This window comes from Bradyrhizobium valentinum (assembly GCF_001440405.1).
GTDB classification, from domain to species: domain Bacteria; phylum Pseudomonadota; class Alphaproteobacteria; order Rhizobiales; family Xanthobacteraceae; genus Bradyrhizobium; species Bradyrhizobium valentinum.
Genome location: NZ_LLXX01000006.1, coordinates 43,164 through 55,090, shown reverse-complemented (window position 1 = coordinate 55,090; position 11,927 = coordinate 43,164). Strand labels below are relative to the sequence as shown.

11 protein-coding genes are annotated in these 11,927 nt (G+C 61.4%); 6 read left to right on the top strand and 5 right to left on the bottom strand.

Going from position 1 to position 11,927, the window contains the following annotated elements; all coding sequences use genetic code 11:
- A partial coding sequence (locus tag CP49_RS01035; protein ID WP_197422989.1) for an HRDC domain-containing protein occupies positions 1-258 on the top strand: 258 nt, incomplete at its 5' end.
- A 222-nt stretch (positions 259-480) separates the two neighbouring features.
- On the opposite strand, the gene CP49_RS01030 is transcribed toward CP49_RS01035, so the two are convergent.
- Positions 481-1,494: a 1-aminocyclopropane-1-carboxylate deaminase gene (locus CP49_RS01030; RefSeq protein WP_057848434.1), complete on the bottom strand. Its 1,014-nt coding sequence runs from the start codon at positions 1,492-1,494 to the stop codon at positions 481-483.
- Between the two features lie 160 nt (positions 1,495-1,654).
- Here CP49_RS01030 and CP49_RS01025 point away from each other — a divergent pair, with 160 nt between their 5' ends.
- The gene (locus tag CP49_RS01025) at positions 1,655-2,119 is read left to right on the top strand and encodes an Lrp/AsnC family transcriptional regulator (protein ID WP_057848433.1); all 465 of its coding nucleotides are present in this window, start codon (positions 1,655-1,657) and stop codon (positions 2,117-2,119) included.
- Between the two features lie 107 nt (positions 2,120-2,226).
- On the top strand, positions 2,227-2,796 hold the full coding sequence (locus CP49_RS01020) for a hypothetical protein (RefSeq protein WP_063791607.1): 570 nt from the start codon (positions 2,227-2,229) through the stop codon (positions 2,794-2,796).
- 144 nt (positions 2,797-2,940) lie between these two features.
- On the opposite strand, the gene CP49_RS01015 is transcribed toward CP49_RS01020, so the two are convergent.
- Entirely contained in the window at positions 2,941-3,198 is a 258-nt protein-coding gene (locus CP49_RS01015; RefSeq protein WP_156437935.1) for a hypothetical protein, read from the bottom strand.
- A 493-nt stretch (positions 3,199-3,691) separates the two neighbouring features.
- Between CP49_RS01015 and CP49_RS01005 the strand changes: the two genes are divergently transcribed.
- Positions 3,692-4,000 carry a hypothetical protein gene (locus CP49_RS01005; protein WP_057848430.1) on the top strand — a complete coding sequence of 103 codons (309 nt, stop codon included), beginning with the start codon at positions 3,692-3,694 and terminating at the stop codon, positions 3,998-4,000.
- Positions 4,001-4,161: 161 nt separating this feature from the next.
- Here the strand turns inward: CP49_RS01005 and CP49_RS01000 are convergent, their stop codons facing one another.
- A complete protein-coding gene (locus tag CP49_RS01000) occupies positions 4,162-5,421 on the bottom strand; it encodes a S1C family serine protease (protein ID WP_057848429.1) in 1,260 nt (419 codons plus the stop codon).
- Between the two features lie 394 nt (positions 5,422-5,815).
- Between CP49_RS01000 and CP49_RS00995 the strand changes: the two genes are divergently transcribed.
- Positions 5,816-6,796 carry a Bug family tripartite tricarboxylate transporter substrate binding protein gene (locus CP49_RS00995; protein WP_057848428.1) on the top strand — a complete coding sequence of 327 codons (981 nt, stop codon included), beginning with the start codon at positions 5,816-5,818 and terminating at the stop codon, positions 6,794-6,796.
- Between the two features lie 55 nt (positions 6,797-6,851).
- On the opposite strand, the gene CP49_RS00990 is transcribed toward CP49_RS00995, so the two are convergent.
- Both CP49_RS00990 and CP49_RS00985 read right to left on the bottom strand, forming a co-directional pair.
- Entirely contained in the window at positions 6,852-7,721 is an 870-nt protein-coding gene (locus CP49_RS00990; RefSeq protein WP_057848427.1) for a tetratricopeptide repeat protein, read from the bottom strand.
- Positions 7,722-7,817: 96 nt separating this feature from the next.
- Entirely contained in the window at positions 7,818-8,468 is a 651-nt protein-coding gene (locus CP49_RS00985; protein ID WP_057848426.1) for a FecR family protein, read from the bottom strand.
- Positions 8,469-8,759: 291 nt separating this feature from the next.
- Between CP49_RS00985 and CP49_RS00980 the strand changes: the two genes are divergently transcribed.
- A complete protein-coding gene (locus tag CP49_RS00980; RefSeq protein WP_057848425.1) occupies positions 8,760-11,891 on the top strand; it encodes a VCBS domain-containing protein in 3,132 nt (1,043 codons plus the stop codon).
- Positions 11,892-11,927: the final 36 nt, after the last annotated feature.

Sequence of the window (11,927 nt, the reverse complement as noted above, 5' to 3'; positions counted from 1 at the left end):
GGCGATCTGGCGCCACGCGCGGAGACCAAACCCGCCGATGCCGGCCTGCAGGCGGCGCTCCGGGCCTGGCGCGCCGACATCGCGCGCCAGCGCAGCGTGCCGGCCTATGTCGTGCTGCATGATTCGACCATCGACGGCATCGCTGCTGCACGGCCTTCGACGCTCAACGAGCTGCGCAACATCCCGGGCATCGGCGACAAGAAGCTCGAGCATTACGGCGACGAGCTGCTCGCACTGGTGCGGTCGGCCGACGCGTAGACTGTTAGAGCACGCCGACTTCTCCCTCGCCCCGCTCTTGCGGGGTCGAGACGAGCGTAGCTCGCTCTTGGAGGGTCGGGGTGAGGGGCTGTCTCTACGAGCACTGAAGGTGGTTAGACCTGTACCCCCTCACCCGGATCGCAAGGGCGATCGGACCTCTCCCCGCAAGCGGGGCGAGGTTAGGAGCGCCTGCCTCCGACTCAAACTAGAATTTGCGCCGCCTCATCCATTGCGGAAGGTGTAGGCGTATCCGTTGATCGCGGGCGCACCGCCGAGATGGGCGTAGAGCACCTTCGATCCCTTCGGGAAATAACCCTTGTTCACGAGGTCGATCATGCCCTGCATGGATTTTCCCTCATAGACGGGATCGGTGATCATACCTTCGAGACGCGCGCATAGCCGGATGGCTTCCTTGGTCTCTTCGGAGGGAACGCCATAGGCCGGGTAGGCATAGTCCTCGATCAGCACGACATCGTCTTCGACGATCCCCCGACCCAATTCAACGAGGCTGGCGGTGCCACGGGCGATGTCGAGCACCTGGGCCTTAGTCTGGGCCGGGGTGAAGGAAGCGTCGATGCCGATCACCTTGCGCTCGCGGCCGTCCTTGGCAAATCCCACCAGCATGCCGGCATGGGTCGAGCCGGTGACCGTGCAGACCACGATGTAATCGAAGGCGAAGCCGAGTTCTTTCTCCTGGGCCCTGACCTCCTCGGCAAAGCCGACATAGCCGAGGCCGCCATATTTATGCACGGAGGCGCCCGCCGGGATCGCATAGGGCTTGCCGCCCTTGGCCTTCACATCCGCGATCGCCTCTTCCCAGCTTTGGCGAATGCCGATGTCGAAGCCGTCATCGACCATCTGCACGTCGGCGCCCATGACGCGGCTGAGCAGAATGTTACCGACCCTGTCGTAAACAGCGTCCTCATGCGGCACCCAGCTTTCCTGCACCAGGCGGCACTTCATGCCGATCTTGGCCGCAACCGCTGCGACCATGCGGGTGTGGTTGGACTGCACCCCGCCGATCGAAACCAGCGTGTCCGCATTGGAAGCGATGGCATCGGGAATGATGTATTCGAGCTTGCGCAGCTTGTTGCCGCCGAAGGCAAGCCCCGAATTGCAGTCCTCGCGCTTGGCATAGAGCTCGACCTTGCCGCCGAGATGCTGCGACAGCCGCTCCAGCTTTTCGATATGGGTGGGCCCGAAGGTGAGCGGATAGCGTTCGAATTTTTCCAGCATCGTCGTCCCCGTTGATGGCCTGAGATCCGGGAAACGCCGTATCACCCGTTCATGGAAAGGTGCTCTCGAAGTCAGCGATTAATTTGCGTAAATGCTGTGCCATTGCCGGATTGTGCTATCTATTCTTCCGCGACTATGCACAAAGATGAGAGATTATTTCATGGGCGGCAGGCTCGACCGCATCGACCTTAAGATATTGCGTTTGCTGCAGAATAACGGCCGGTGGACCAATGCCGAGCTGGCCGAAACGGCCGGCGTCAGCGCCGCAACCTGCCACCGCCGCACCCAGCGCCTGTTCGACGAGGGCTATATCGCCCAGGTCAGGGCGATGGTGGCGCCGCGCAAGGTCGGCAAGGGGGCGCTCGTCATGGTCGGCGTCGTGCTCGACCGCTCCACGCCGGAGAGCTTTGCCGCCTTCGAGCGGGCGATCGCGCAACTGAAATTCGTGCTCGATTGCCATCTGGTGGCTGGCGATTTCGACTATTTCCTCAAGATCCGCGTCGGCGACATGGAGGATTTCAACCGCATCCACGGCGAACAATTGATCGCGCTGCCGGGCGTCCGCCAGACCCGGACCTTCTTCGTCATGAAGGAAGTGGTCGACAATGCACCGCTCGATTTCTGACGGCGTTCGGCATCGCAACACCGGGCTACCTTGCCCCGATGTTCTCGCCGGAACTTGGCGAGACTCTGGTCACACAGCGCGCTATGTCCTATCAACCGAGCATGACCATGAAATTTTGCCGGCAGGCTTTCGCCCTTGCCATCATTTTCATTGCAGCGCCGGCCCGCGCCTCGGACGAGCTTCATCGGCAAGAGCCTGATACCGTCATCTTTGCGATGATGTCCGGCAAATGCAGCACGCTCAAGGTCGCGGGACGGGACTTTGCCTGCCGGGCCGTTGCCTTCTTCCAGACCGAGGAAGGCAGGGCGAATTTTACCGTCGCGCTCGACGATCCCGACGACACCAGCCACATCATCACATTTTCCGGCGACAACGGGCGAAGGCCGGAGGCCAATCTGTACGAATTGCCGATCGACCGGATGCTGCTGAAATCCAAGGACAGGCCGAAGGCCGATGGGCTGCCGGTGCCGTCAATCGAATCGACCGCCGGCCTCTGCAAGCAGGTCGGAAACTTCGTGACGCTCGAGGTCTCCAGCATCTCCTGCACCGCGGTCGACAAGAACGGCAAGAAATACGAGTTGCAGTACCAGTCCGACGGCACACCGATGGCTGTGCGCCGCATCAAGCGGATGCGCGTCGGCAGCCCCGCGGTATCGCCGTTCGACGATCTGAAATGAAAGGCCGCGGGCGGAAAACCGACGGCGGCCAGTGTCGATCCACGCATGGCTCGCGACTGCGCGGACAAGCCCAAGCTAGTTTGAAATTCCTCCCGTGGAGTGGAGGCTATCAGTCAAAGTCGAGCGATTGCCTTCACACGGGCTTTACCGTGAGCCGCCTCGCTCGCGCCCGTTCCTCGTTGGCAGGATCGAGCTCGCGATGTCGAATGCGATGGCCCATCTCGGCTTTTCTTCCTCTGCGCCCGGCACGTTGATCTGAACACCACCACCATCGCTGACGGTATAGGACGCAGCCAGTACGGCGGCTTCGAGGGCGGCGCCCCGCGAATCGTAGACACCGCCGATCTTGACGTTGTCGGCAAACACCGACCAACCCAGCGGCGCCTTCACGACTTCGAACACCGATCGTTCCATTAGCTCACCTTTATCGCTTCACCTGTATCGCTTCCGTCCCTCGCCTACGCGGCGAATCCTGACGATGGGAGCGTGGCGTCGGGACGCGAACTTGTCGCCGGAGGCCGTCGCGGCCGTCGCTCGCCCATCGGCAACCCGCAGCCCGGCCAATGATTTCACCGCCGGTGCAAGCGCGATTTCCTTCCGCACAGCATCGACAATTCGATCGAACTCAACTTCGCTCATCGCACGCTCCATTGCGCCGGGCCGGCATTCTGCCGCCAGGACGATAAGAGGGGACCGCGCTGAGCACAGCTCGCCATGCAAGTTTGTTGTTTGAAGGCTCGCCCGCGGTCGCTTCGATGGCAAAAAAGGGTCGAAATCGGGAACGGCCGAATCGCGCCTTCGCGAAACCGGTGGCCTTCGATGACCTACGGCCGCCACCCCTTGGCCCAACTTGCCCGATGCGTGCTAGATTCGGCCGCGAATCAGGAGGGTTTGCATGCCGGTAGACAGTGACAGCGCCATTGCGTGGCACCGCGCCCAGCTCAAGAAGCTTCGCGAGACCTTGAAGAGCATCGAGACCGCTAGGTTCATGGTGGGCGAGCCCTCCCTATCGAGTAGGACCGGCAAGACACAGAAAACCATTGCCGAACTCGAGCAGAAAATCCGGCAATCGCAGCACATCATCGCCGCCTACGAGCGGCAGACCCGGCGGCCGCTTGCGACCGACCAGCGAAGCCTCGCCAGCGTGAGCTGGAGTAGCTGGAATGCCCAGACCGCGCACAGTCGCGGGAGCAGTTCGCGGTAAGCGTTGAATGGCCTGAAGCCCGCCGGCCATTTGGCGGGCCCCGCGCCAGGTTTCGAGCTCGCAGAGCGAAGGTGTGCGCTGCATTTGCGGCCGAGCGTCGTCAGGCGCTGACCGCTGGATCCCGGTGACTAGTGGGCCAAACCGCAGCGCGGCCCTCGTCCCTAGTTCCTTGCAGTCTCTCTTTCTTTCGCCTTGGCCTTGCAGGAAATCAGGTACGTAAACGCCCTCGCGTTACGCGCGATGTCGGCCGTCTTCAGTTCGGCCTTGGCGTCCGAAATCTGATACGGCACCACGCTGTTATCGAGAAAATCCCGCAAGGCTCCAGTCTTGATGGCGAAATTAATGTTCTCTGGAATGTTGCCCGTTGCCCTCACGAACTTGATGGCATTCAGTTTGGCCGCGACCACGCCGACCACGTCGCCGCTCGAGGCCAATAGCGGCCCCCCGCTATTGCCGGGCTGAACGGCCGCGCTGATCTGCAGGAAGCGCGTATCGTTCAGGAGGCCGCTGAGCGAGCTCACGATCCCGGTCGTCACGGTGAAATCGGATGTCAGCAGTCCATGAAAGGGGTAGCCGATCGCGACCACGCTGTCGCCGGACTGGATCGCCTTGTCCCTGATCTTGGCGACATCCTTGAACGAGCCCGTCACCTGCAGCAGCGCAAGATCGTTGGTCTCGTCGCTCGAGACCAGGCGCAATTTGGCGGGCGCCTCGCCGGACAGATTGCCCTGAATGTCGCCGACGCATCCCTGGACGACATGCGCATTGGTCACGAGGTGTCCGTTCGTGCTCACCAGAAAGCCGGTGCCGGTCTGGTCGAACAACCTGTCCGGCTTGGCCGGCGCAGACTCGGACGTCGCCGCTGCGGCGACCGGCTTGGCGGCAGGCAGGACCGAGAAATCGCCGGCACTGGCCAATCCAGATTGCCTGATCTTGGCGACGCAATTCACCAATACCGGCAATAGCTGCCCGGTCTGGTCGAGATTGAACTGGAAGAGCCTTCCTTGCGTATAGGCGGTCATGGCCTTCGCCCGCCGGAACTGGCTGATCAGTGAGGAGTTGCTCGGCATCGGCACGCGAACCAGCTTGTCGGCGATCGGGACGCCATGAACGTTGAACGGTTGCTGGCCATCAAATGTCAGGGTCAGCGGAAAGGCCTCGCCGGTCGTCAGCCTCCATTGTTCATGCATAAAGCCGAGGCTCCACCCGCCGCCGCTGTCGATCATCACGACAAAATAGACGCCGCTGGCGTATTGGGCGCCTGCAGCACAATGCGAGAATGATCCGGTCTGGTCGTTGGTGTAGGCTCCGCCCTTCCAGTTGCCGACGCTGATCGAACCGTAAGGCCCCCGCGCCTCCGAACTCGAATTGGCGAACATCGCACACAGCAAGACTGCGACCGCGGCAGCACGGCATTTCATAAATATTTTCCCCACACACCCAGGGCGAGCATATTCACCTTTGCAACCGGAGTCCATTTGGCCCCGCGCGAGGAGGCCGAAATTTCCTGCCGCTGCTCTTTCCCCTGTTCTTCGTCCCGGCGTTTCCGCCTCAATCCGCGCGCAATAGCCGTTTACGCTGCCCCTCCCTGCCGTTTACTGGAGCAGCCGGCGCCGCTGTCTGCGGGAGCGACCAAACGCCCCCGGTGCGTGCCCGTTCCGGCCGCTCATTTTGATGGATCATGCGTGGCATCTTGCATACGGTAGGGGCTGGTTACTCTGCCTATTCCGGGCTAACACCGGAACCAGGGAAGCAAAAATCACCATCGCGCCGCCGATGGCGGGCGCCAATCTGCAATAACCGGAGGAAAATCCCGTGAAGCCAAGTGTTGTTCGGTGCGTCCTGTTTACAGTTCTGGCGGTCGTATCCGCCGTAGCCAGCCAGGCGCAGGCCCAATCATGGCCGGAGAAGCCGATCACCTTCATCGTCCCGTTCGCAGCCGGCGGCGGCACCGATGCCTTTGCCCGCCCGCTTGCGGCCCAGCTCGATGCCCAGTTGGGAAAACGCGTGCTGATTGAAAACCGTGCCGGCGCGGGCGGCACGGTTGGCGCATCGGCGGCGTCCAAGGCGGCGCCCGATGGCTACACCTTCTTCATGGGCGCGGCGCATCACGCCATCGCCCCGTCGCTCTACCCTAACCTCGACTACAATATCGAGAAGGACTTTATCGCAGTGGCGCTGATCGCGCGGCCGCCGCAGGTGGTGGTCGTCAATCCGGAAAAGGTTGCCGCCAAAACGCTGGCCGAGTTCATCGCTTTCGCCAAAGCCAATCCGGGCAAATTGAACTATGGCTCCGCAGGCGCTGGCACCACGCATCATCTCGCGGGTGAGCTGTTCAAGATTCTGACCAAGACCAACCTTCAGCACGTCCCGTATCGTGGGGCCGGCCCCGCGATGCAGGATCTCATCGCCGGCCACGTGCCTGTTGTCTTCGACGGACTCGGCTCGTCGGCCGGGCCCATCAGGGCCGGACAGTTGCGGGCGCTGGCCGTCGCTGCGCCGAAACGCGTGCCCGCGTTCCCCGACCTTCCGACCGCCGCGGAAGCAGGCCTTCCCGGCTATGAAGTATCGACCTGGTACGGCCTGTTCGCACCGAAGAACACGCCGCCGGCGATTGTCCAGCAGATGGCCAAGGAGTTGCAGAAGGCTATGCAGACGCCCGCCATCAAGGAAGCCTGGGAGCGCAACGGCTCCGACGTGCCTGATGTCGCCGGTCCTGCGTTCGCGAAAATGGTAACCGCGGAAGTCGAGCGCTGGCGCAAGGTCGCGACCGAGGCGAACGTGAAGCTGGACTAGTCTCGGGCAGGCAGGCGCGGCATCGTTTCATAACGAGCCGCGCCGAGTCCGCTGGCTAGTTGCTGCCGCCCACGCCATAGCGCGTGAAGTCGTCATCGATTCCGGCCTGGATCGCCTTTGCCGCAGAAATATCGGCATCGCCGCCAGCTTTGTCGCCGCTCTTAATCCTGGCGAGCCCGCGCCCATAGAGCGCACTCGCCAGCTTCGGATCTACCCGCAGCGCGGAACTGAAATCGTCGATCGCCGCGGCAGCTTGCCCCATCTTCAGGTGGATCAGTCCACGCGAGTCATACGTGGCGGCGTCGTTCGGCCATGACTGAAGCACCTTGTTGCAGTCCTCAAGCCCAGCTTGCAGCGAGCCAAGGATGGCCCGGGTCCAGCAGCGTCCGCTCCAAGCGGCTTCCAGATTGGGCTCAAGGCGAATTGCCTCGTCGTAGTCCCGCGCCGCGCGATCATACTCGTTCTTTTTCAGGTGGACTCCGGCACGGTTGACGAAAGCTCTGCCGTAGTTCGGATTCAGCCTGATCGCCTCATTGAGAGCTTTGAGGGCGACGTCGTATTCGCCTTTCCTCAAATAAGCCGCGCCGCGGTTGTTGAAGGGTTTTGCGTAAGTCGGATCGAGCTTGATCGATTGATCGAAGTCAGGGATGGCGCGGTCAATGTCTCCATTCGCCGTATGGGCATTGCCACGATTATTATAGGCAATCGCAAGCGCCGTCGTCGTACCCTGACCGGAATCGATGAACGCCGTGCAACCATTGATTCGGACTGCAAACGACGTGCGATCCGAGCCGTTGCACAACGTAATGTTCTCGAGATAGCCGCCCTTCTTGGGGTTCTGCGCGGCAGCCAGTGACCCGAGCAGCAGCAAGACAAAAGCAGGCGCGAGGCCCTGAATGACGTGCCCGCTCGCACTGCATCTCATGTCAGACTCTCCGATCTTGGCACTGGACAATGGGCGGCCGTCGATTTGAACTCCCGGACCTGCTCGGCTGACAAGTCTCTCGCACCGCGAACAGGCCTAGCATCCCCGACAGATGTTCAGATTTGATTTTGGATACGGCTTTTGGTCGGGTTGGTGTGCTGCTGGCGCTCCGGGTTTTCGCGCGACCCTGCTCTTGCCTTCTTCAATGAGAGTAGAAAATCTGACTGTCCCGTCATCCGAAATTTCGACGCGTGGCGTGGTGCCTCGAACGCCCATGGTCGCGACCGGGGTGTCGACCTTCATATCGCCGGTCTTCGCGACCTTGCCCGCGACAAAGGTGAAGGTGCCCTTGGTCAGATTGAACAAGGACCCGTTCGACGTACTATTTGGATCGTACACGAACTCGTTCAAAACCATGCGCGCGTTGTTCGACAGATTGAAGGAAGTGCCATCGGTGAAGTTGATACCGACCCGGCCGTCGGCGCCGGTTGCAACTGCGTCGCCCCGGTAGACGAGATCACCTACCTTTGCCTGACCAGCTTGACCTGCGGTACTTACCTGAATGACCACCGCACCCGCACGTTCAAGTGTGACCGAACCCGTGGCGACGACAACTTTTCCAATTGGTTTTGATGCGGGATCCTGAACGGCGGGCTTGGCGCTTTGCGCGTGAGCCGGTCCGGCGAAAAGCCCGCCCGCCGTCAGAACGAATCCTGTCACCAATACGGCAATCGCATGCGTGCGCATGATCCCCCTCTTCCGAGAAGACCTTGTCCGAGAAACCGCTGGCCGACTCTTTGAACCGTCGGCCAAGGCGACATTAGCCCCCAACATTAGACCCGATGTCGGGGGAAGGCATTATTCTATCACCCGCTCAAAAGGATTACTCCTTTTGAGCCTAAAGCCTAACGCCCATGGATTGGGGTAGCCTGGAGGTCTTGGCGGCTAGCCTTCGGCTGGCCGCGCTAGGATATTTTGACCTTTTGGCTGGCCAAAGCCAGACCACGAAGATTTCGCGCGAGGGGCGGGGTTGAAGCCATGCTTGTCGGGTCCCACGCCGAGACTGGGCACGAACGTAAGGCCACGGCGGCTCCGCTTGCCCAAATTATCGGCAACGTTCAGACCGCGGTCGGCTTCGGCACCCTTGGGCGCGCGACCCGCACTTCCGCTCAAGCCACAGTCGGCGATCCTCCCAGCCGGACTCATGCCGGCAGGTTCGGCATGCTGTGGCTCACGGCACTGACCTTCTCGCTTACGAAGAAAGTCCAGGCCGCCGACCCGAACGTCACATTCCTTGACGACGGCAGCATCACATACAAGGACCTCGAGCACGGCTCATTCGAACTGGTCACCAAGGAGGTGATCCCTCGGCACATCCTCGTTGAGGATCCCGGACAGACCATCATCCTGCGTTCGCAAGGGTCCTCGGTCAGCGTGAGTCAGAGCACAAACTCCGCTGCGCGAATGGCCGAATTGCAGGCGGCCCAGCAGGAAGCGCTCGCCACCTACGAGAAGGGGTTGGGGTCGACGGGGTCGAGCACGCCTCCTCCCCTCGAGCGGCTGCCGGTGCAACCGATCAATTTCATTCAGATTGACGGTTCTTCCCCAGCGCAGGACTTGCCTGCTTTGCCCGCGGTGATCCTGGCATCAGCCCCTGAGATGATTATCGGACAACTGCCGCCTCCCCCGCCGACGCCACCGACACTGGATGCGGTAGCCGGGCCGACCGAGATCGACACCACGGTCTTTGACGTCTTTACCGCGACAAGCGGCACTTTCCTCGCCAGCAGCCCCAACGCCGACGCTACGCTGACATTCGGCATCAGCGGAGGCACCCCAGGTAGCACCGTAATCGACGGGGTAGCGTACGATGTATCGAACGCCGGTCCCTACGGCACGCTTTACGTCGATAGCACGACCGGCGCCTATACCTTCGTTCCGGATAATGACGCAATCAATGCGCTCACCGAGCCTACGACAACGGACTTCACGATCACCGTTTCCGACGGCACGCTCTCGGCCGATCAAACCTTCACAATTGCCATCAACGGCGCCAACGACGCGGCCATCATCTCCGGCGCCACATCAGGTGCGGTGATCGAGGCCAGCGGCGTCGCCAACACCATGCCCGGCACGCCGAGCGCCACCGGCACGCTCACCAGCGCCGACGTCGATGACGCGCCCAATACTTTCACGACGGTTAGCACCCCGACCGCGAGCGCGCGCGGCTTCGGCACCTTCACGCTGACGGCGAATGGCGTGTGGGCCTACACCATCGACCAGGCCAACAGCGCGGTGCAGGCACTCAATGTCGGCGATACGCTGACCGACAGCTTCACGGTGACCACCATCGACGGTACCGCGCAGGTGTTGACAGTCACGATCAACGGCGCCAACGACGCGGCTGTCATTTCCGGCGCCATGGCCGGCTCCGTGATCGAGGACAGCGGCGCCAAGTGCGACGAGCCTACCGCGACCGGCACGCTCACCGCTGCCGACGTCGATAACGCGCCCGGCTTTACGGCCGTCACCTGCCCGACGGCCAGCGATGCCGGCTACGGCACCTTCACGATGACGACCGACGGCGCGTGGACCTACAAGCTCGACGACAACAACTGCGCGGTGCAGGCGCTCGATGATGGCGACACGCTGACCGACACCTTCACGGTGACCACCGTCGACGGCACGGAACAAGTGATAACAGTCACCATCCATGGTGCCAGCGATGCCGATCCCAATGATTTCGACTACCTGGCGACGGGAAAGGATGTGATCTGCGATCCGCCATACGTTTATGGCACCTCCAGAGGCGACAGCATCGCAGGCGGCGGCCACCATGGTCAGATCATCTATGGGGGCGCCGGTAACGACACCATCAACGGCACCGGCAAATGCGACCTCATCTACGCCGGCTCCGGCGATGATACGGTCAAGGGCAACGATGGGGACGACAAGATCTACGGCGGCTCGGGAAGCGATACGATCAACGGCAACAACGGCTGCGATACCATCATCGGTGGATATGGAGCGGACAAGCTCACGGGCAGCAATGGCGAGGACCGTTTCGTTTTCCTGTCCGCAACGGATTCACGCGCGGGCCGGTTCGACGTTATCACTGATTTCAGATCGGGGTCTGACAGGATCGATTTAACGGCTCTCGGAGCTCTTGCCTTTCTGGCGCTGACGTCCACAAGCACATCCGTACCGGCGCATACGATCGCCTGGTTCTATGACAGCACGACAAATCAAACCATTCTGTACGTCAATCCGACGAATCAAACTCTTGATATCGGCAACTCCGCGCTGCTGGAAATTCATCTGGAAGGAATGGTAACCGTTCAGGCTTCGGATTTCGTCCCGGAGCCGACGGAGGCGCCAGTCGTGGTTGCCGCCGAGACTATCGATCCTGCGCTGGCCGCAACGGCAGAAACCGACGCGACTGTCGTCACGACAGCCGCTGCCGACGCTTCGCTTGACTCGACCGGCAGTGACGGCGCGCACCCCGACGGCGGAAACTGGACGTTGCGAACAGCTTCGAACGGCGACAGCTTCGACTTTTCCCGCCTTGACGAAGCGCGGACGCAGCCAACCGAAAACACCAACGATGACGACGCGGTTGCGCTGACAGGCGAACCGTCAATCGAACCACAGCCCGTTCAAGTTGCGGCACCGGCGGACCATGGCCCCGCGCTGGATCAGACCTCGGTGCTCGATACCGTCGTCCACAATACGTGCGTCACCGTGCTGAATGATGATAGTGACGCGCGGCAGCGGATCGAAGACCACCGGACGTGGGGTGGCGATGACTGGTTCGCACGGTCTCACAATGACTGGTCGTCCAGTTCTGCAATGCACTCCAGCATCCTATGGAGCAACGACGACCACGGACGACGGGACGATAGCGGACACGGTCACCATTCGAAATCAGGCAAGCACGAAACCGCGTCCAAGCATGATTACTCATTCCACTTTAAGGACAATATTTCCTCTCATGAACCTTCAGACGTCGCAGATGTGAACCATGCTTCGGCAGGACATCACGCGTCGGATAATTCGAGACATCACTTGTCCGACAATTCGAAGCATCATTGGTTTGACAACTTTGGTAACGGTCCGGACCATCCGTGGAGCGACGCCAGCATCCATGCGCCGCACGATCTGATGGTGTGAGGGAGCTGCACCAGTTTAAGCGCAGCCATTCCGCAC